Below are 20,375 nucleotides of genomic sequence, written 5' to 3' on the forward strand. Positions count from 1 at the left end.
CCCCTATATGTTCGTGAGTGTTCTCAGATGCTGCTGTGTTTGCAAAAACCATTCATAAGTGGATGCCAGACCTTCGTCCAGCGAAATATTCGCTTTCCATCCCAGGCTGTTCAGCTTGGTTACATCAACCAGTTTGCGTGGCGTGCCATCCGGCTTGCTCGAGTCGTATACGACATCGCCCGTATAACCTACGATTGCCTGGATCTTCTCGGCCAACTCACGAATCGAGATATCGTCACCTACGCCGATATTCACAATGTCGCTCTCATTGTAAGTATTCATGAGATACACACAGGCATCAGCCAAGTCATCCGCGTGGAGGAACTCTCTGCGCGGAGTGCCCGTACCCCACAGCTCAACCACGGGTTTCCCCTCCGCCTTCGCTTCATGAAACTTGCGGATCATGGCTGGCAGCACATGCGAATTCTTCAAGTCGAAGTTATCGTTAGGACCGTAGAGATTCGTAGGCATCACCGAAATGTAGCTTGTACCGAACTGCCGGTTATAGCTCTGACACATCTTGATCCCAGCAATCTTGGCGATAGCATACGGCTCGTTCGTAGGCTCCAGAATACCGGTCAGCAGATCCTCTTCCCGCATAGGCTGCGGTGCAAACTTCGGATAGATGCAGGTACTTCCCAGGAACATCAATTTCTTAACGCCGTTCTTATGCGCCGAATCGATGACATTCGTTTGAATCATCAGATTATCCCTGATGAATGTAGCTGGGTATTCATTATTCGCTACGATACCGCCCACTTTTGCAGCAGCAAGGAATACATATTCGACTTGCTCCGCTGCGAAGAATGCATCTACCGCACCCGGATCACGAAGATCCAATTCCTGCGAAGTTCGGTACACCAGGTTGTCGTAACCTTCAGCCTGCAGCCTTCTGATGATAGCCGAGCCGACGAGTCCACGATGACCGGCAACATAAATCTTAGAGCCCTTGTTCATTCCGCTCACCTCTATTGGAGTATCGTAAGGCCCGGCCAAAGTGCCGCAGATCCGGGCCCTACGGAATATAATGATTGGTATTTATCCGATCACATCGATTAATTTATGGTTGGCCAGCGTTTCCTTGATGGCATTCAGAACAGGCTGGCGAAGTTCTTTGGATTTCAAAGCAAACTGCAGTGTTGTCAGGATAAATCCGAGCTTCTCGCCCACATCATGACGCGTGCCCTCAAAATTATAAGCATATACACGCTGCAGCTCGTTCAGCTTCTGGATCGCATCCGTCAACTGGATCTCGCCGCCCGCACCAAGCTCCTGAAGGGACAGGATATCGAAGATTTCGGGAGTCAGGATATAGCGGCCCATAATAGCCAAATTGGATGGAGCCGTACCGAGAGCAGGCTTTTCCACGAACTTTTGAACTTCGTAGAGTCTGCCTTGATTGCCGGCAGGATCGATAATCCCGTACCGGTTCGTTTCCTCGTCCGTTACCTTCTGAACACCGATTACCGACGATCCTGTTTGCTCGTACTGCTCGATCAGCTGCTTCAGGCACGGCTTTTCAGCCGATACGATATCATCTCCGAGAAGTACAGCGAAAGGTTCGTTGCCGATGAATTTGCGCGCAGTCCATACGGCATGTCCAAGGCCTTTCGGTTCTTTCTGACGGATAAAGTGCAGCTCCACTTTAGAAGAACGGCGAACTTCTTCAAGCAGCTCAAGCTTGCCTTTTTCGTTCAGGTTATGCTCCAGCTCATGCACATGGTCGAAATGATCCTCGATGGCCCGCTTGCCCTTCCCCGTCACGATGATGATATCTTCGATTCCGGATTCAACGGCCTCTTCCACAATATATTGGATGGTAGGCTTGTCTATGATGGGAAGCATCTCTTTGGGCATAGCTTTCGTAGCGGGCAAAAACCTTGTTCCGAGTCCTGCTGCGGGAATAATTGCTTTTCTAACTTTTTTCATTTGGTTTCCCTCCTACTCTTATCTGTATCTAAGACAAACCTACACTCCTGCACTGCTTTTATGTTGAGATAAAAAAGCTAGCTATATTGTCTTTATCATGCCAAAACAATATAACTAGAATTTTTATTAGTTAGGAGAGAGGGCATTCAACCCAACCTCACATCACACCACCGACGATAGACGTCTAAGGCTTCATAGAGCCCACAGCATGATCGAGTGCCTACAGTGATAAAGGTGCAGTAGACATTACCTGATACCAGGGGCTAAACGGCCCTAGCGTTCGGAACGGCGATTAGTATTGGTAAGCGTAGGTTCCCGCTTCTTTTTTGTTCACATTGTTCAAGACAACGCCGAGGATACGGCCTTTGGCGTGCTCCAGATTGCTCTTCATTTTCTTAACGGCCTCACGTTTCACCTTGCCGACATCGATGACAATAACTACGCCGCAGCTGTGGCCGGCTACCAATTGCGCATCCGGCAGACTGAGAGCCGGAGGAGTGTCGATGATAACTACATCATACTTATTCTTGGCGAATTCGATGAATTGGACCCATCTTTCGGATGAGAGCAGTTCGGAAGGATTGTGGGGAATAACGCCCGCGGATATCATTTCTAAATGAGGAATGTGTGTTTCGGTGATCAATTCCTGGGCCGCGTACTGGGCTGCCAGCAGGTTTGAGAGTCCGACACGATTCGGACGGTTAAACATATTATGAACATTAGGCCTTCTCATATCGGCATCCACGATGAGCACTTTTTTCTCGGCCTGGGCGTAGGCAACAGCCATATTTACAGCGGTTGTCGTTTTCCCCTCCGCCTGCTGTGTGGATGTCACCATAATGACCTTGTTATCGTTCTCTACCAGGGAAAAATCGATATTGGTTCTTAGTGTACGATAAGATTCACTGATGGGGGACTGTGGATTGGCTTCCGTGATGATCACGTTATTTTTACTGTTTTGCTGTGGCATAAGGAATCTCTCCTACCTTTCGACCGCTTGGGAATGGTTGCAGGGTGATATCTTTGCGTTTTACCGTGGGTACGGCGGCTAAAACCGTCAATCCTAGCAGTTCCTCTACATCCTTCTCATTCTTAACGGTATGTTGGAGCGTGTGATGGAGAAACGCGAAGCCGATGCCAAGCAGCAGGGTAACCAGTACGCTGACCAGAACATTCAACTGCGTGTTCGGCAGCACCGCTTTGGCAGACTTCTCTGGATTGGCCAGTCCCAATACATTAATGTTATTGACTTTCATGACATTCTCAATTTCTTTCTGGAACGTATAGGCAATGGCATTCACAGTTTCAGCAGCCCGTCTATAATCCGTATCCCGGATCACAAGCGTCATGACCTGAGAATCGGAAGATTGCTTGACTTCGAGCTTCTCGGCCATTTGTTCCGGGGTAAGCATGAATTCCGGATATGCCGCAGCCACTTTCTCCAGCACAGCCGTAGTACGAATGACTTCCGTGTAAGTCTTGATGAGTTTCAAGTTGGTGTTAATCGTGCTGATGTCTACTCCGTCTCCCTTGCCCTCGTTATTGATTAGAAGCTTAACCGAGGCTTGGTAGACGCGGGGCAAATACTGGACACTTACGAGAGCGGTACATAGACTGGCGACAAGGGTCACTCCCAGTATCAACCCTATGTATCTCCGAAGTATTTGCAGGTAATGTTTTACTTCCATGGTGGATCCCCCTGGGAATTTTCAGAAAATTTTCATGATGTTTTCAAAAAAAACCAAACCATTTCCTCGCCGGTCGAATCGGTTCAACCGTCTCTATATTTTGGTTCCGCACGACGAGAGATGCTCTGCTGATAAACCCTTCTACGTAGTCCGCTCCGAGGTGCTCTCCGATATATTCGTAAGCATTGGGCAAATTAAAACAACGGCCTGTTTCGTGGTGGGCATCCGAAGCAATAAAATGGGCACAGTGTTTTCGACATAAATCAAGACTGAACTTTTGGATTTTCTTCCCGAATAATCCGGTAATCGAGTGAGAAGTAACTTGAGACAGTGCTCCTTCTCGAATGAAATCATAAAGCAGTGAAGGTTGTTGGAAGATGGCCCGATTGCGCTCCGGGTGAGCAATTATAGGAATATAATTCGCAGCCACAAGCGAAGATATGGTCTGCCTTGCGGCAGCGGGTACGTACGAAGAGGGAAACTCCAGCAATAAATATCTGGAATCAGCGAGTGGTACTAGCTTGCCGTTCTCCAGATCCTTCATTAACCGCCCGAACCAGCGTACTTCCTGACCCGGAAGCACCTTAACTGTCATTCCGCGTTCTTGAATCCTCTGGTTGACCTCGTCTACCGAGCGCCGTATAACCTCAGACTCGTTAATAAACGTTCCATTGGCGTGATGCGGAGTAGCAATTAATGTCGTTACACCCAAGGATTCGGCTTGCCTAACCATACGCAGCGTCTGTTCCATATCCCGTGCCCCATCATCCAGAGCGGGGAGGATATGATTGTGAATATCAATCATTCATGCGTCCACCTCGGAATTACGAAATACTTATACCACGTGATCAATTAAGCTGCGCGGCTGTTCTATATCCATCATTGTGTAGGCATGTTTGGCTTCTTCATAGAAACGTTCGAACAGGTCCGTACGATTCCGGATTGCAGCAGCCAGTTGGTCTTTCTTCCACGCGCTAAGCTGTGGCTTGGCTGTGTATTGAAAAGAGGTGCCGGACCTGCTACTCTGGACTAGTACAGCTTCAAGCTCTACTGTCTGTTCCTGAAACGGTAAGGCAAAGGAGCAAAATACCTCGGCCGATACCGGGAAGTTCAGCTCCGACTGGAATTCTATCTGTTCCGGACTGATCGACAATAAAGTCACTAGAGCCTTGGAACTGCTGACTTTCATGGAATTAATTTGTGAAATATACATCTCTGAGGCCAAGTTCATCTTCAAGACAACCGGAGAGGAATGATACATTCTTGTCTCAATCATGGGGATTACCTTCCTTCTCTTGTAGCGTTGACTGTTCAGTTATGCTCTCGATAAAAAAATGTCGTTTAAAGTTACATTATGTATCGTAATCCACACTCTAAATTTATGATACAAAGTGTATCTTGTCAAGGACTATTTTTACTTCTGTCGAGATCTGGTTGAAAAGTGAATTCTGCCACAGAAAAAAGGCATTCCTCATGAACAGTACGACAAAATCAAGCAAATTCCGACAACACTGGATAACCAGCAGTGATACGGATTGGCACCTCGTGTCACCCTGCAGCCGGCCTCATTTCCCTATTACCAATTCAGAAGACAGCCTCATTTCAAAAAAGAGGCATGGAGCATGTTTCAATTACTCTCGCATGAGGTAATCTAAAGATACGTCGAAAAAATCGGCAATATTCTTTAAAGTTTCATAATCGGGATGCCTTCTGTTATTCTCGTAATGTGAAAGCGCTGACCTGGAAATCCCTATACATACGGCCAGCTCTTCTTGGGTCAATTGTCTTTCTTCTCGCAGTAAGCTGATTTTGTTACCATACTTCACGATCCTTGTCCTCCTTGGCAATAGTTAAGTACACACCCCACCCACATTAGTATTATAGCGAATTTTGACGGAAGATACAATTCGTATCGCTACTATTCCATAAAATTGGCACGAAATAATGTAGATTTACGTCTCTTTTGTATGAAATACGACTTCCTTCCCGGCGCTGAGAAGGCTCAGATTCCTTTCTGGGCGTCTTAACGCCCTCGTCTGTCTAAACAGACCTTCCCAAGGAGTAGCCTGCTCCTAGCATAACGAAAAGCACCCAAGAGGCTTCCCTTCCCACTAGTTGCTTCCTATTATAATGCAAACCGCTGATCACGCTTTCTTATTAACCAACAACAATAAAAAGCTCCCTTGCATGCAAGGGAGCTTTGTGAACCGATAGATGTTGTTCTTACAGATCGAAGTACAGGGAATACTCGTGCGGATGAATACGGATGGAAACCGCTTTGGCTTCGCCGCGCTTCAGACCCACGTAGTTATCGATAAAGTCCTTCGTGAATACGCCGCCTTCTGTCAGGAACTCGTAGTCAGCCTCAAGTGCGTCAAGCGCCTCGTCAAGCGTTCCAGGAACACTGCGAATTTCGCTCTTCTCCGCATCGGACAGATCGTAGATGTTCTTGTCGAGAGGACCATAGCCCAGTGCGCGCGGATCGATCTTCTTCTTGATGCCGTCCAGACCTGCAAGCAGCATCGCTGCGAAAGAAAGGTAAGGGTTAGCTGTGGAGTCCGGTGTACGGAACTCGATGCGGCAGCCTTTAGGTGTAACGGCAGCTACCGGAATACGAACAGCTGCAGAACGGTTGCCTTTGGAGAAGACAAGGTTAACCGGTGCTTCGTAACCAGGTACGAGACGCTTGAATGAGTTCGTGCTTGGGTTCGTCAGAGCGATTAACGCTGGAGCGTGGTAAAGAATACCGCCGATGTAGTGCAGAGCCATTTCGCTCAGGTTAGCATAGCCGCCTTTTTCATAGAAAAGAGGGGAATCGCCATTGAAAATCGACATGTGCACATGCATCCCGCTGCCGTTGTCTCCGAAGAGCGGCTTCGGCATGAAGGTAGCTACCTTGCCGTATTGTCTTGCCGTGTTTTGAACGATATATTTGTATTTCATCAAGTTATCTGCTGTTTTGGTCAGCGTATCGAAACGGAAGTTGATTTCGCCCTGGCCTGCTGTCGCCACTTCGTGGTGGTGACGTTCGATGCGAAGACCGGACTCCATCAGCAGTCGACACATTTCGCTACGAATATCCTGCTGCGTATCTGTAGGACCTACAGGCACATATCCGCCCTTGTGGCCTACTTTAAAGCCCAGGTTGCCGCCTTCTTCTTTGCGATTCGAGTTCCAGTGAGCCTCTTCGGAATCAACGAAGTAAGAAGACTTGTTCTGGCCGCTCTCGAAACGAACTTCATCGAAAATGAAGAATTCGGATTCCGGAGCAAAATTCGCAGTCGTACCCACGCCGGTTTGCTGCAGATACTCTTCAGCTTTTTGAGCGATGCTGCGCGGGTCGCGTTCATAACGTTCACCGTCAGGAGTATGGATGTTACACATAATTACGAGGGTTGGATGAGCTGTAAACGGATCGATAAAGCAGGACTCCGTATCTGGCATCATGACCATGTCGGACTCTTCGATGCCTTTAAATCCCGGGATCGAGGAACCATCAAATGCTACGCCGTTCTCAAAAGTTGCTTCTTCAACTTCAGAAGCCGGCAAAGAAATGTGGTGTGCTCTACCGCTAAGATCGACAAAACGGAAATCAACCCACTCGATGCCTTTTTCCTGGATGGTGTTTAACACGTTTTGAACTGACATGGACTACCTTACCTCCTAATTTCCGAACATTAACGTCCGTTCGGTCTCACATTGTTCAAGTTTTTGTTAATCATGTTGCTATTATAAGACTTTTCGGGAAAGTTCGTCAATACTTATGTAAGGTATTTTTTATCGAGGTGTGAGATATGCTCACACTGCAATCATATTTTCACCATTCCGACAAAAAGCAGACTTGACTCCCTTCAGCATGAAGGTTTTCAAGTCTGCTCTATTTCTTTTATCCACCCTGCTATCCGATCAGCACAGAGTCTTTCTTCGTATCAAAACGCTTGCCGCACAAGGGAGCGAGCTTCTCAAGATCTACCATCAGGCGGGCGAATTGATCCGGGAATAAGGACTGGACTCCGTCTCCGGTCATGGAATTATCCGGATCGGTATGCATCTCGACGATTAATCCATTGGCCCCGGCAGCCACAGAAGCTTTGCACATCGGTTCTACAAGTTCCCGGCGGCCGGTACCATGGCTCGGATCCGAGATCACAGGCAGATGGCTGAGCGTCTGCAGCGCCGGGATGGCGGCCAGATCCAGTGTATTGCGCGTGTAGGACTCGAAAGTGCGGATGCCGCGTTCGCAAAGCATAACGTTCGGATTTCCGCCGGCGAGGATGTATTCTGCCGCGTTCAAAAACTCGTCGTACGTGGAGCTGAATCCACGTTTGAGCAGAACAGGTGTCTGGATGGTTCCCAGCTTCCGTAGGAGGTCGAAGTTCTGCATGTTGCGGGTACCTACTTGAAGAATGTCCGCATACTCTGCACAAATATCGACATATTCGGGCGTCATGACCTCGGTAATCGTCAGAAGACCGTGCTTCTTCCCCGCTTCCGCCATCATGACAAGGCCCTCTACCCCCGTCCCTTGGAAGCTGTAGGGACCTGTTCTAGGCTTGAACGCTCCACCCCGCAGCACCTGTGCCCCTGAGGCCTTCACAAGACGCGCAATCTCGTCGATCTGCTCCGGCGATTCTACAGCGCAAGGTCCGCCCATGATGACCAGCTGCTCCCCGCCGATCGTGACATCACCAATGCGGATAACCGTATCATCCGGATGGAAATCTCGGCTCGCCAGTTTATACGACTTCGAGATCTTGACGACCTGCTCCACGCCGGAGAGCTGGCGAAGCTGCTCGGCCAGTACGGGATTCGCTTTTCCGATAATACCGATGATCGTCCGGTCCACGCCTCTGGACACATGAGCCGTTACGTCGTGCTTCTCGATATGCTGGACCACTTCCGCGATACGCTCTTCGCTTACTGTTCCGGACAGAATTACGATCATATTGGAACACTCCCTTGGGGACAAGTTTTCTATTACACATAAACGCTTCGACGCTTATACGCTTTTAAGCACTAAAGTAATTTTACACCCTACCGCCTGTCCCCGTCAATACTATATCCGAAAAAGAAATAAGCCCCGATGTCTCGAGGCTTATCCTATGCACATCTACCACGGCAATGCCGGCCGGCTACCCATTGGCGCCAGAAGCCAGAAACTGCTGTTCTTTGCGCTTCTTGCGTTTTTCTTTTCTTCTGCCGTCAAACCATACAAGCAGCCATTTGACCGGAAAGAAGAGGATCAAGCCAAGGATGATGCCATCGACAACACCGCCGACAAACAATTTGAGATTAAAACGGATAAACGAGTCAAGCCAGCCCGGCAGCCTTTCGAGCAGTTCACCTTTGATGCCGTGCGGCAGCAGCATTCCCCCCACCGCCCGGTGCACGAAAGAAAAAGGGATATAGATGATCTTGCCGAACATGAAGCCGAGCAGCGCCGCGGCCATACTGGCCCTCAGCATGTAGACGAAAGGAAATATAAGGAAAAAGGCCAGACCTGCCGTCGGAAGCGTGAACATCTCGATGGCCAGACCGATAGAGAAACCGAGTGCCACCATGGTAGGCCCACCCTTGGCACGTGTCAGCAGCAAGTACTTATATCTGAACCATCGCCCGATGTTCCGAAGCCGAAAATGTTGTTTCGCCATTGTCTTCATTCGCTGCCGTTCCTTTCCTCCCGCACGTGCTTCTTTACTCCGCCCGCGATTTCAACTTCGGCGTGGGAATCAATCGATCCAAGTTGGCCGTGCGGCGAATTTCCCATGTCTCCGGTTTCGCCGGGTCATACTGTTCCAAATACGTAATGACTTCTTTGGTAATGGGTGTCGGCGTCGAAGCGCCCGACGTCACTCCTACACGGCGGACCGGAACAAGCCACTCCCTGCGGAGTTCCGTAATATCGGCGATCCGGTATGCCTTGACCCCGGCAATCTCCTCGGAGACTTGGGCCAGGCGGTTGGAGTTGTTGCTCCGCGGATCCCCGACGACAAGAATGAGATCGGCCTCTTTGGCCTGTTCGGCTACCGCCTCTTGGCGCACCTGGGTAGCCAAGCAGATTTCATTGTGAATCTCAGCATGCGGATACCGTTCGAGGATTCGCTTCATAATATGCTTGATATCCCATTGGCTCATGGTCGTCTGGTTCGTAATCAGAACGCGGGAAGACTCGACTTGCAGCGCATCGATCTCCTCGGTTCTCTCGATCAGATGAACATAATCCGGCGCAATTCCGATAGCCCCTTCCGGTTCCGGATGGCCCTTCTTGCCGATATAGATGATGTGGTACCCTTCGGCCGACTTCTCACGGATGAGATCATGTGTCTTCGTCACGTCCGGGCAGGTTGCATCCACTACCGTCAGCCCTTTGTCCCGGGCGCGCCGGCGTACTTCAGGAGAAACGCCGTGCGCCGTGAAGATAACGGTTCCCTTCTCCACCGTGTCGAGAATCTCCAGCCGGTTCGGCCCGTCTAGCGTAATGACGCCCTCCTTCTCAAAGAAATCGGTCACATGGGCATTATGTACAATCATGCCCAATATATATATAGGCCTTGGCAGATCCAGGTTTTTTGCCGTCTGCATGGCCAGCGCCATGGCATCGACCACCCCGTAGCAGTAGCCCCGGGGAGAAATCTTAATAACGTCCATTGTGCACCTGCCTGTCGAAATATAGTCTCTTGTGTCTATTATACCTGATTCCCACCCTGTAGGGAATGCCTCTCCGCCTGGGAAGCTTCGGTATCGATACACGAGGAAACCGGGAGCCAGATCGTGAAGGAAGTCCCTTCGTCTTTGAGGGTGCGGACTTCCACAGATCCGCCGTGCTCATCGATGATCCATTTGGCAATGGATAGCCCGAGACCGGTCCCGGCCTTCTGGCCGCGGGACGGATCCGCACGGTAAAAGCGTTCGAAAATATGGGGGACCTCCTTCTTGTCCATCCCCATTCCCGTATCTTCGATCCGGATCCCCACTTGATGGCCGTGTACCACCGTATCCAGCAGGGCATAGCCCTCTTCAGTGTATTTGAACGCATTCTCGATAAAGATAAATAACAGCTGCTGCAGATAATCGCCATTCCCTTGGACACAGAGTCCCTGAAGACCTGCAAAATTCCCTGTTCGAAACTCCGCCGTCCGGGGCAGCAGCTGCGCTTTGCGGGCCACTTCCTCCAGAAGAGGCTTCAGAGCCACTTCCGTCTTTTCCATCTGGAAACCGGCATCGGCTCTTGCGAGCGAGAGCAAGTCATTCACGAGACGGGACATCCGCTGCGCTTCGCCCGAAATATCCTGTATGGCCTCCATCGAAATCTCCAGCTGCATGGCTCCTGGGGCCTGCGCACCCTCCCGGACGCCGTTCCACATTTTCTGAAGGAGATCGACATTGCCGCGGATCGTCGTCAGCGGAGTCCGCAGCTCGTGAGAAGCGTCGGAGACAAACCGGCGCTGGGCACCGTAAGCCTCTTCCATCTCCGTATAAGCCGCTTGCAGCCGCTCCAGCATGCCGTTAATCGTCCGCGTGAGCTCGCCGATCTCATCGTTCGGTCCGAAGTACTCGATCCGCTTGTCGAGATCGATCCCCTTCTCGATCCGGTTCGTCGCCATGATAACCTGCTCGATCGGACGCAGCGCCTTGCGGGCCAGGAACCAGCCGACGGAAGCGGCGAGCAGGATGGACAATAGAGCCGTGACCGTCAGAATCAATCGAAGCATGGCGAGCAGCCGCTCGATATCATCGATCTCATACACCGCCTGCATGATGCCGATCACGGGCTCGCCGGGCAGGGCCAGTCCGCTGACAGTAACCGGGGTGGAGTACATCAGGAAGTGAACGTTGTTCATTTGAATTTTGCCGAACCGGCATTCGTTGTTCACAATGCACTTAATCTCAGTGACCTTGAGCTCAGGCAGCTCCAGCCCGGTTTCCGCCAAGCTGGGAGAGAGCGTTTTGCCCCCGTCTTCCAGACTGACCACCTGAAAATATAAATTATTATAGCGAAGCTGGTCGCGTACATTTAGTTTGAAGGAATAGCCGTCATATTGGATCCGGGTTCGGAGCACATCTGCCGTCCGCTGCAGATCCGGCTTCAGGGAACTGAAGTAATAGTAGTAAAGGAAGAAGTAAAGCCCTACTCCCAGCAGCAGAAGTGTAGCCGACAATATCGCCGTGTACCACAGGGTAAGGCGAAGACGGATGGACATCTCAGGCCTCTCCCCTCAGCACATACCCGGCTCCGCGAACCGTCATAATGATACGTTTGTGCCCATGCTCCTCGGTCTTCTGGCGAAGCAGCGCAATATATACCTCCAGCACATTGGACTCTCCGCTGTAATCGTATCCCCATATTTTCTCCATGATGATATCGCGGGAGAGCACGCGCCGCGGGTTCTGAAGAAACAGATGGAGCAGGTCGAATTCTTTGGTCGTCAGTTCGATCAGGGTATCGCCCCGGAAGACCTCCCGGGTATCCAGATCCATGAACACGTCGAGATACTGGAGCTTATTGGCGGCGAGTTCTTCCTTCTCCGATGCCTTGCGGCGCAGCAGCACCCGGACCCGGGCGAGCAGCTCCTCCAGAGCGAACGGTTTGACGAGATAGTCGTCCGCCCCGAGATCCAGCCCCTTCACCCGGTCCGACACTTCGTCCTTGGCTGTGAGCATCAGCACCGGCACCTTGGACCCTCCCTCCCGGATCCGCCGCACCACTTCCCAGCCGTCGAGCTGGGGCATCATGACATCGAGCACGACTGCATCCGGTTCATTCTCAAGAATTTGCTTGAGCCCATCCATGCCATGGTTGGCCGTGAGCACCGTATAGCCTTCGAAGGCCAGGGAACGGCGCAGCATGGAAGTGATTTTTTCGTCATCGTCGATGACCAGTATTTTCTCTCTCATCCGAATGGTTACACCTGCCTCTTCCCTTATTGTACCAACAATCTTTGCCTCAATACAAAAAAGAAGCAGAGCACTTGCCTTACTCCGCTCCGCTTCTTAGTATGGGCTTCTCCGTTACGGTTTACTGCTGCTTCTTCTGCCCTTCGAGAAGCACGTTTCGGTCACCGATCGTCACTTCCACCGGCACCTTCTTGCCTTCGCGCATCACACCGAGCGTCGCCTTGTCGCCGACTTTCAGCTTTTTGATCGCTTCCTGCGTTTCTTTCGTATTCTTAACTTTCGTTCCGTTGACATCGACAATGACGTCATAAGGACGAATGCCGGCTTGGAATGCAGGGCTTCTGCGCTCTACCTGGGTAACGATCGAGCCTTCGGTATTCTCCAGTCTCAGTTCGGACACCCAGTCCTTGTCGATCTCGTCAAGCGCTACGCCGATATAAGGAATCGGTTCTTTGGGAATCTCCACATTGTTCTTCAGGTTATCGAGCACCGACGAAATCGTGCTTGTCGGAATCGCGAAGCCGATCCCCTGCGCCTGGGCGCTGACGGCCGTATTGATCCCGATGACCTCGCCGTTCATGTTCAGCAGCGGACCGCCGGAGTTTCCGGGGTTGATCGAGGCGTCAGTCTGCAGAAGATGCTTGTAATGCCGCGTGCCGCTGCTGTCCGGAATGTCGATCGGACGTTCCTTGGCACTGAGGACGCCTACAGTCACCGTGTGGTCGAATCCGTAAGGATTGCCGATCGCCACTACCCAGTCCCCTTCATTCACCGAATCCGCACTGCCGATCGGCAGCGTCGGGAAGTCTGTATCCCCTTCGATCTTCAGGGCCGCAAGGTCGAGATCATAGCTGTTGCCGAGCAGCTTCGCCTTGTAAGGCTCATCTCTGCCTTTGACATATACGTTGATTTCATCCGCACCGTCGATCACGTGCTCGTTGGTGAGAATATAGCCGGACTTTTCGAAGATAAACCCAGTTCCCATGCCGCCCGGCTGCAGTTGGCCGGAGCTGCCGTCTTGGCCGTTCGGCCGCTGCGGTACCGCCTCGTCTCCGAAGAATTGGCGGAAGAATGGATCGTTAAAGAGCGAATTGCCTCCTTGGCCGCTGGTTGCCTTCGGCTTGACGAGCGTTTCGATCTTCACTACGGCAGGCCCGGATTGCTGTACGATGGACGAGATGTTGTCGGGACGCACAACGCCGCCAAGTGCGGTGGGTACTACCCCACCGTTGTTCGCCGGCGAAGCAATGGAAGCTGTGCCGGATCCGCTGCCTGCCATAACTCCCTGCGTTCCAGTGAACAGGTTCATCTTGTCGGACGCCACCATCAGGGAGCCCACCACGACTACGCCTGCCATAAAAGCGGCGAAGATACTCCGGAAGCCGGCGGCTTTCTTCTGCGGCTGGCCTACCTGCCAATTTCCCATCGGCCGGTCCGAACCTCCCGGTTCATCCCCCTGTCCGAAAGCATAGGACCGCAGCGGCTTCGGCGGAGTCACCTCAACAGGAGCACTGCCATTGCTGTCGCTGGAGACCGTGCTGCTCTCGGCCGGCTTATACGGGCCATAAGAGAAATAATGCGATGCCCGCTCTTCACTCGCCGCCTCTTCTCCCGGACCTTGGCCGGTATCTTCCCTGTTATGTTTCGAATCCTCCTGCTCAGGACGGAACCGGTTATGGAAAGGATTGCGTTCATTGTTATCCATAGGTCAAGCCTCCATTCGATTTCTGTTTCGATTTCTGTTTCGATCTCTTGAATTAAGTGTTATAAGAGTGCGTTCTCTTGCGTTCTTGTTATGTTCTTATATTGCACTCTTAACCTTAAGGAAACCTTAAAGAAACCTAAAATGGAGGTAAAATAGAGAAGGGCGCCCTACCCTGCTTGACACTATGGAACGGAGGAGAAAAGCACTTCCTAACTTGCACTGCATCCCTGCATTAGATGAAGGAATCCGTTCTTCAGACTTCACACCCCCGGCCCGGTACGGCCACGCCATCTCTCTTAACCGGGAAAGGAAGCCTCCACCTTCCGCAGCAGCGCTTCGGCTTGGGATACCCACTTCGGTTCGACTGCTGCGTCCTTGTCTACCGGCTCCTGGAACTGGTCGATGAGAGCGCCGAATGTCATTCCTTTGGCCTCCGGATCCAAGCCTTCATTATATAGATGTTTGAGCACGAACGGCTGGCCGAGCCGGATGACCGCATCGGTCGCGTCCGTATCGCCGTCAAGCACGCCATGGGTCACCTGGAACGGAATGCGCAGCCACACCTTTTGCCCTTCCTCCAGGGAGCGGTCAAAACTGCCGTGCTCATAGTCCCAATTGCCACCGAGTGTAAACTGATTTTCGTGCAGACAGCTGCGCACCTGCTCGAACGCCTCTTCGCGGTTCACCAGCGAGGAATTCAACGGGATCATTCAGGGTCATCTCCTTTGGTAACGGATCGTATGAATACCGATCTCCTTAGATATCCTATAGAATGAACGCCGCAGTTAAAAATTATCCCCAATCCTTCCAATGAGCGCGAAACCTCCCATGTTTTTTCGGGTTTTCAATCACCCTGTTCTTATGTGATGAAATCTCACGTATCTCGTTGACATAAATTCCACGGAAACCGTATAATGAAGGGCAGAACTCTTCTATATTGTACGGATCAGGAGGGATTGGCCTCATGGATTTGGCTACATTAGCCAGCGGGCTTGACACGATCTGGGTTGTCCTCACCGCAGCCATGATATTACTCATGGAAGGCGGCTTCGCCTTACTCGAAGCAGGCTTCGTCAGACAAAAGAACGCGGTCAGCATCATTATGAAGGTCTTTGTTGACATCGCTTTCGGCGCATTGATCTTCTACTTCTTCGGATTCGCCATTATGTACGGGAAGGATCTTGGCGGCTTGATCGGCACCAGCGGCTTCATGCTCGGAGGCGACCTTGCCCACATCAACCTGACCATCTCACACGAAACCTACTGGCTGTTCCAATCCGCATTCGTCATAGCCGTCATCTCCATCGTATCGGGCGCGGTAGCCGAGCGGATCAACTTCCATGCCTACATCCTGTTCACGATCGCCATGACTGGACTCATCTACCCGATTGCCGGGCACTGGGTATGGAGCATCGGAGGCTGGCTGGGAGCGCTGGGCATGATTGATTTTGCCGGCTCTGCCGTCATTCATGCGCTTGGAGGCTTCGCCGCCCTCGCCGCAGCCATCATCATCGGTCCCCGGATCGGCAAATTCTCCGAGAACGGAACCGCGAACATCGTCCCTCCGTCGAACCTCCCGCTCGCTTCCGTCGGCGCCTTCATCCTCTGGTTCGGTTGGTTCGGATTCAACTCGGGCAGCACGCTCAGCGCGACCAACGGCTCGATCGGCCATATCGCCATTACCACCATGCTCGCCGCTTCGGCCGGCGGAGCAACCTGCATCCTCTTCACCATGATGCGGTACCGCAAAGCCGACCCCCCGATGGTCATCAACGGCTCTCTGGCCGGTCTGGTCGGAATTACAGCTGGATGCGCTTTTGTCAGCGACGGAGCGGCTATCCTGATCGGAGCCGTGTGCGGGATAGCCATGGTCTTCGCAACAGAATATCTCGAGTCCAAACGCATCGACGATCCGGTCGGCGCATTCGCCGTCCATGGGATCAGCGGAAGTATCGGCACGCTGGCTGTAGGCTTGTTCGCCAAGCCTGAGCTGATCCAAGGAGTGGGCAAAGGGTATACGGGCTTGTTCTACGGGGGCGGGTTCAACCTGCTCGGCGTACAGGCACTGGGACTAGCCGTCATCGCCGTCTGGGGCTTCGCCACCGCATGGGTGGTGTTCAAGCTCATCGGTCTTCTCGTCCCGGTCCGCGTATCCAGAGACGAGGAACTCGTCGGCCTGGATGTGGGCATCCACGGGGTGCCGGCTTACAGCCAGGACACGGACTTCATTGAACTCGGACAGCTCAAGAAATAAAATAACATAACAAACACCGGTCCCTGGCTAGGGACCGGTGTTTTGCTGTCTACCGTTAGGAATTCAATTCTCTTTCCAGTTCTTCCGTGATCGTAATCGTATCCGCCGGATTGCCATTCAAAATGGTACGGGCATTCTCGATCTCCATGCGCAAGGCCCGGATTTGTTCCATAGGGCGCTTTACATAATGGATGTATTCGACCGCCAAATGATGGTCCGGCCTTTTCCCTGTAAACATACGTCTCAAAGCTGACATGTTTTGATAGCTTCTTTCTTCCATCATCCGCTTTTTCTCGTATCGTTCGATTACCTGTTCGATTTCTGAGATTTGTTCTTCTTTCCGGGCAATGTAAGCCTCCAGAAATGGATAAACTTCGGCTGCTTTCCGCTCCTTCACACGCATCGGGCTCCCTGCTAACAAAGCATTTAGCATGATCTATCACCTATCCCATAATGTTAACAATAATCACTGTAACCTTATTTTACACCAAAACAATAGCTTTGGAAACCAACAATTTTGTTCGGTTTTTCCCCTTTCCCCGCATTCAAGCTGTCACCAAGCCGCATAAAAGCCCTAAGGAATCTTGTCCTTAGGGCTTGCTATTCCCCATCCGCTCACTGATTGTTCGGGAAATGCCTATCTTGTTTTACCTTGAAAGTTGGGTTTGAGGTTGGAAGCCGCTGATCAAAACAGCAGTTCGGTCTTCAGGGTGTTCCACAGCACTTCGTTGAGCTTGCCTGAGCCCTCCTTGACCACGAATACATTCAGGGTTCTCTTGCCCCACTCCCTGTATACCTGATCCTTGGTCTCAAAGTACAAATCGATCCGTCGGCCTTTAATCGCCCCTCCGGTATCCGCTACAACTCCGTAGCCGTACCCCGGAATATAAAGTACGGTTCCAATCGGAAATACGGCAGGATCGGCGGCAATGGTCGAGAAAGCCCCAACGTCCCGTGTCACCCTCAATCCGGAGTAGGTAACTCCGTATTCGGGATGTCCGGGATTTTTGCCGGTGGATTCGATCCCCGCGTAGTAGCCGGTGGCCGTCACTTCCACCGCCTTGAACTGCTTCAGATCTTGGCCTCTGTGAGGAAACAGCTTATAGCTCGTCCGCCGTGCTTTTTCACCTGCGGCACCCGCAGCGCCAGAAACCGGCTTTGCTTCGGGTTCGTCTTTGGCGGATCCAGGCCGGGTGACGTCCTGTACATCGCCTTGTACATGCGGGACAACCCCCATGACCGTTACGGACGGCTCCCGTGCCCCTTGGGAACGATCCTTCACGAATGGCGGTTCTTGTTCAAACCACATCCATACGGACAGCATCATCGCAATGCAACAGATCCATAAGACATGGTTTGCGGTTTTCGATAACATAAGTTTGTTTTAAACCTCCCCTTACTTAAGAGGCTATCCACTGGAAGCCCCTGCTATACATCCAATCATGGAAGCCTTTGTCAGCGCCCGGCATCTACCGGGCATTCTTCCTCGCTCCGCAAGAAAGTGTCCTCACCTTACAAAAGATGTTATATCCGGCACGGGAGAGACTTTTATCTAAATACCCAACCGCGGAAGAGAAGAAACAAAGCAAGAAACTTGCTTCATCCGTCTCTTAGTCACCAAACAAAAAAAGCCGTCCGTCCCGGCACTCCTTCGAGTAACCGGGCCAGACGGCTTCGCCGTTAGCGTTTATTGAATTTTTTTGCTGCGGATATCTTCGAGAATCAGTGCTGCTACGTCATCGAGACTTTGAGCACCAAGGTCTCCCTGACCGCGGCGGCGCACGGACGCGCCTCCGGACTGTACCTCATTCTCCCCTACGACGAGCATGTAAGGAATCTTCTCCAGCTGTGCCTCACGAATCTTGTAGCCCAGCTTTTCGTTGCGAAGATCCGCTTCTACGCGAATGCCCGCCTTCTGCAGCTTCGCTTCCACTTCCTTGGCATACGCTTCGAAGTTCCCGGACACCGGCAGCACTTTGGCTTGTACCGGACATAACCAGGTCGGCAGGGCCCCTGCAAAGTTCTCCAGGAGGAACGCCGTCATCCGCTCCATCGTCGAAATAATGCCGCGATGGATAACCACAGGCCGGTGCTTCTGCCCGTCCGCTCCCACATACTCCAATTGGAAGCGCTCCGGCAGGAGGAAGTCCAGCTGTGCGGTCGACAGCGTCTCTTCTTTCTTTAGCGCGGTCTTGATCTGCACGTCGAGTTTCGGGCCGTAGAACGCCGCTTCTCCCTCCGCCTCAAAGTAGGGGAGCCCAAGCTCTTCCACGACTTCCTTCAGCATACGCTGGGACATTTCCCACATCTCGTCGTTCTGGAAATACTTCTCCGTATCCTTCGGATCCCGGTAAGATAGACGGAACCGGTAATCGGTGATGCCGAAGTCCGCATAAACCTCGCGGATTAGGTTCACGACGCGGGCGAACTCTTCCTTGATCTGATCGGGACGGCAGAAGATGTGGGCATCGTTAAGCGTCATCGCGCGTACGCGGTGAAGGCCGGTCAGGGCTCCTGACATCTCATAGCGGTGCATCGTGCCGAGCTCGGCGATCCGAACCGGAAGATCGCGGTAGCTGCGCATATCGCTCTTGTACACCATCATATGATGCGGACAGTTCATCGGCCGGAGGACGAGCTCTTCATTGTCCATAACCATCTTCGGGAACATGTCTTCGCTGTAATGCTCCCAGTGGCCGCTCGTCTTGTACAATTCCACATTGGCCAGAACGGGCGTATAGACGTGATTGTAGCCGAGCCGCTCTTCGAGGTCCACGATGTAGCGTTCGAGAGTCTGGCGCACTTTGGCTCCATGAGGCAGCCAAATCGGCAGCCCTTGCCCTACTTCGTTCGAGAAGGTGAACATCTTGAGCTCGCGGCCGAGCTTGCGGTGGTCGCGCTTCTTCGCTTCTTCGAGCAAGTGCAGATGCTCTTCAAGCTCGGACTTCTTCGCGAACGCCGTGCCGTAGATCCGCTGCAGCATCTTGTTCTTGGAGTCGCCGCGCCAGTAGGCGCCGGCCACGCTGAGCAGCTTGAATGCTTTGATCCGTCCGGTGGAAGGCAGGTGAGGTCCCCGGCAGAGATCGAAGAACTCGCCCTGGTCGTAGATCGTCAGCTCCGCCTCTTCAGGCAGGTCGCGGATAAGCTCCAGCTTCAGAGGATCTTCGAGTTCGGTGAAGATCCGGATCGCTTCCTCACGGGAGACGACCCTGCGGGCAATCGGAAGGTTCTCGCCGGCAATCCGCTCCATCTCTTTCTCGATCTTCACCAAATCTTCCGGCGTCAGCGAATTCTCCATATCGATATCATAATAGAAACCGTCCTCGATCACCGGCCCGATCCCCAGCTTCACCGTCTTTTCCCCGTAAATTCTTTTGATCGCTTGAGCCATCAGATGGGCGGTGCTGTGACGGTAAACCCCAAGGCCTTCTTCGCTGTCGAGGGTGATGATGGCCACCTCGGCATCCTCCTGGAGCTTCGTACTCAAGTCCACCAGTTTGCCGTTGACTTTGCCGACCACCGCGTTCTTCTTGAGGCCCGAAGAGATCGAACCTGCCACCTCATCTACTGTCGTACCTTCTGCATATTCGCGCACTGCGCCGTCAGGAAACGTTACTTTGATTGCCATGATCCATAATCCTCCATATGTGAAATATACAAAAAAGCGCATCATCCCAGAAGGGACGAGGCGCTCGGCTCGTGGTTCCACCCTATTTCAATCCGCCGCCATCCTCTCCTGCTTACCGCAGGCATGCAGCGAATCCTCAAGACATCCGGTAACGGGAATGACCCGGTGATATTTACTTGGTGAGCCAAAGAGCAGCTCCCGTTCCATATCACGGCTACAAAGGGGTAAGGATCTGTCGTGGACTGAAGGGGCTTGCAGCCGGGTCCCCTCTCTCTG

Annotated in this window: 19 protein-coding genes; 1 reads left to right on the plus strand and 18 read right to left on the minus strand. The window is 52.2% G+C overall.

Annotated elements, in window-relative coordinates:
• Positions 1 to 3: 3 nt before the first annotated feature.
• From fcl to O9H32_RS07625, 15 genes are all read right to left on the minus strand, one after another.
• The gene (fcl, locus tag O9H32_RS07555) at positions 4 to 957 is read right to left on the minus strand and encodes a GDP-L-fucose synthase (RefSeq protein ID WP_269865316.1); all 954 of its coding nucleotides are present in this window, start codon (positions 955 to 957) and stop codon (positions 4 to 6) included.
• 81 nt (positions 958 to 1,038) lie between these two features.
• Positions 1,039 to 1,929, minus strand: coding sequence for a UTP--glucose-1-phosphate uridylyltransferase GalU (gene galU / locus O9H32_RS07560; RefSeq protein WP_269865317.1), 891 nt, complete (start codon positions 1,927 to 1,929; stop codon positions 1,039 to 1,041).
• Between the two features lie 292 nt (positions 1,930 to 2,221).
• Positions 2,222 to 2,899 (minus strand): CpsD/CapB family tyrosine-protein kinase, encoded by a 678-nt coding sequence (locus O9H32_RS07565; protein ID WP_269865318.1) that lies wholly within the window; start codon positions 2,897 to 2,899, stop codon positions 2,222 to 2,224.
• The gene (locus tag O9H32_RS07570) at positions 2,880 to 3,617 is read right to left on the minus strand and encodes a YveK family protein (protein ID WP_269865319.1); all 738 of its coding nucleotides are present in this window, start codon (positions 3,615 to 3,617) and stop codon (positions 2,880 to 2,882) included. The genes O9H32_RS07565 and O9H32_RS07570 overlap by 20 nt, the downstream gene beginning before the upstream one ends.
• 43 nt (positions 3,618 to 3,660) lie before the next feature.
• Positions 3,661 to 4,422: a tyrosine-protein phosphatase gene (locus tag O9H32_RS07575; RefSeq protein ID WP_269865320.1), complete on the minus strand. Its 762-nt coding sequence runs from the start codon at positions 4,420 to 4,422 to the stop codon at positions 3,661 to 3,663.
• Positions 4,423 to 4,452: 30 nt separating this feature from the next.
• Positions 4,453 to 4,893, minus strand: a complete 441-nt coding sequence (locus O9H32_RS07580; RefSeq protein ID WP_269865321.1) for a hypothetical protein — start codon at positions 4,891 to 4,893, stop codon at positions 4,453 to 4,455.
• 355 nt (positions 4,894 to 5,248) lie between these two features.
• Entirely contained in the window at positions 5,249 to 5,443 is a 195-nt protein-coding gene (locus O9H32_RS07585) for a helix-turn-helix domain-containing protein (RefSeq protein WP_013920409.1), read from the minus strand.
• 397 nt (positions 5,444 to 5,840) lie between these two features.
• Positions 5,841 to 7,265 (minus strand): type I glutamate--ammonia ligase, encoded by a 1,425-nt coding sequence (gene glnA / locus O9H32_RS07590; RefSeq protein WP_269865322.1) that lies wholly within the window; start codon positions 7,263 to 7,265, stop codon positions 5,841 to 5,843.
• Between the two features lie 250 nt (positions 7,266 to 7,515).
• Complete coding sequence (gene aroF / locus O9H32_RS07595; RefSeq protein WP_269865323.1) at positions 7,516 to 8,562, minus strand: 3-deoxy-7-phosphoheptulonate synthase; 1,047 nt, start codon at positions 8,560 to 8,562, stop codon at positions 7,516 to 7,518.
• A 187-nt stretch (positions 8,563 to 8,749) separates the two neighbouring features.
• On the minus strand, positions 8,750 to 9,277 hold the full coding sequence (locus O9H32_RS07600; RefSeq protein ID WP_406627266.1) for a DUF2062 domain-containing protein: 528 nt from the start codon (positions 9,275 to 9,277) through the stop codon (positions 8,750 to 8,752).
• Between the two features lie 34 nt (positions 9,278 to 9,311).
• Positions 9,312 to 10,265 (minus strand): 4-hydroxy-3-methylbut-2-enyl diphosphate reductase, encoded by a 954-nt coding sequence (locus O9H32_RS07605; RefSeq protein ID WP_269865325.1) that lies wholly within the window; start codon positions 10,263 to 10,265, stop codon positions 9,312 to 9,314.
• 38 nt (positions 10,266 to 10,303) lie between these two features.
• Entirely contained in the window at positions 10,304 to 11,818 is a 1,515-nt protein-coding gene (locus tag O9H32_RS07610) for a sensor histidine kinase (protein WP_269865326.1), read from the minus strand.
• Position 11,819: 1 nt separating this feature from the next.
• Positions 11,820 to 12,512 (minus strand): response regulator transcription factor, encoded by a 693-nt coding sequence (locus O9H32_RS07615; protein ID WP_269865327.1) that lies wholly within the window; start codon positions 12,510 to 12,512, stop codon positions 11,820 to 11,822.
• A gap of 121 nt (positions 12,513 to 12,633) precedes the next feature.
• Complete coding sequence (locus O9H32_RS07620) at positions 12,634 to 14,217, minus strand: S1C family serine protease (RefSeq protein WP_269865328.1); 1,584 nt, start codon at positions 14,215 to 14,217, stop codon at positions 12,634 to 12,636.
• Positions 14,218 to 14,513: 296 nt separating this feature from the next.
• Positions 14,514 to 14,927 (minus strand): YugN-like family protein, encoded by a 414-nt coding sequence (locus O9H32_RS07625; RefSeq protein WP_269865329.1) that lies wholly within the window; start codon positions 14,925 to 14,927, stop codon positions 14,514 to 14,516.
• A gap of 254 nt (positions 14,928 to 15,181) precedes the next feature.
• Between O9H32_RS07625 and O9H32_RS07630 the strand changes: the two genes are divergently transcribed.
• Positions 15,182 to 16,471, plus strand: a complete 1,290-nt coding sequence (locus O9H32_RS07630) for an ammonium transporter (protein WP_269865330.1) — start codon at positions 15,182 to 15,184, stop codon at positions 16,469 to 16,471.
• A 55-nt stretch (positions 16,472 to 16,526) separates the two neighbouring features.
• On the opposite strand, the gene O9H32_RS07635 is transcribed toward O9H32_RS07630, so the two are convergent.
• The 3 genes from O9H32_RS07635 to thrS form a co-directional block, all read right to left on the minus strand.
• Entirely contained in the window at positions 16,527 to 16,904 is a 378-nt protein-coding gene (locus O9H32_RS07635; protein WP_269865331.1) for a hypothetical protein, read from the minus strand.
• 252 nt (positions 16,905 to 17,156) lie between these two features.
• On the minus strand, positions 17,157 to 17,846 hold the full coding sequence (locus tag O9H32_RS07640) for a 3D domain-containing protein (RefSeq protein ID WP_269865332.1): 690 nt from the start codon (positions 17,844 to 17,846) through the stop codon (positions 17,157 to 17,159).
• 312 nt (positions 17,847 to 18,158) lie between these two features.
• Complete coding sequence (thrS, locus tag O9H32_RS07645; protein WP_269865333.1) at positions 18,159 to 20,099, minus strand: threonine--tRNA ligase; 1,941 nt, start codon at positions 20,097 to 20,099, stop codon at positions 18,159 to 18,161.
• Positions 20,100 to 20,375 lie beyond the last annotated feature (276 nt).

Source organism: Paenibacillus caseinilyticus, assembly GCF_027533645.1.
In the GTDB taxonomy this organism is placed as follows: Bacteria; Bacillota; Bacilli; order Paenibacillales; family NBRC-103111; genus Paenibacillus_G; species Paenibacillus_G caseinilyticus.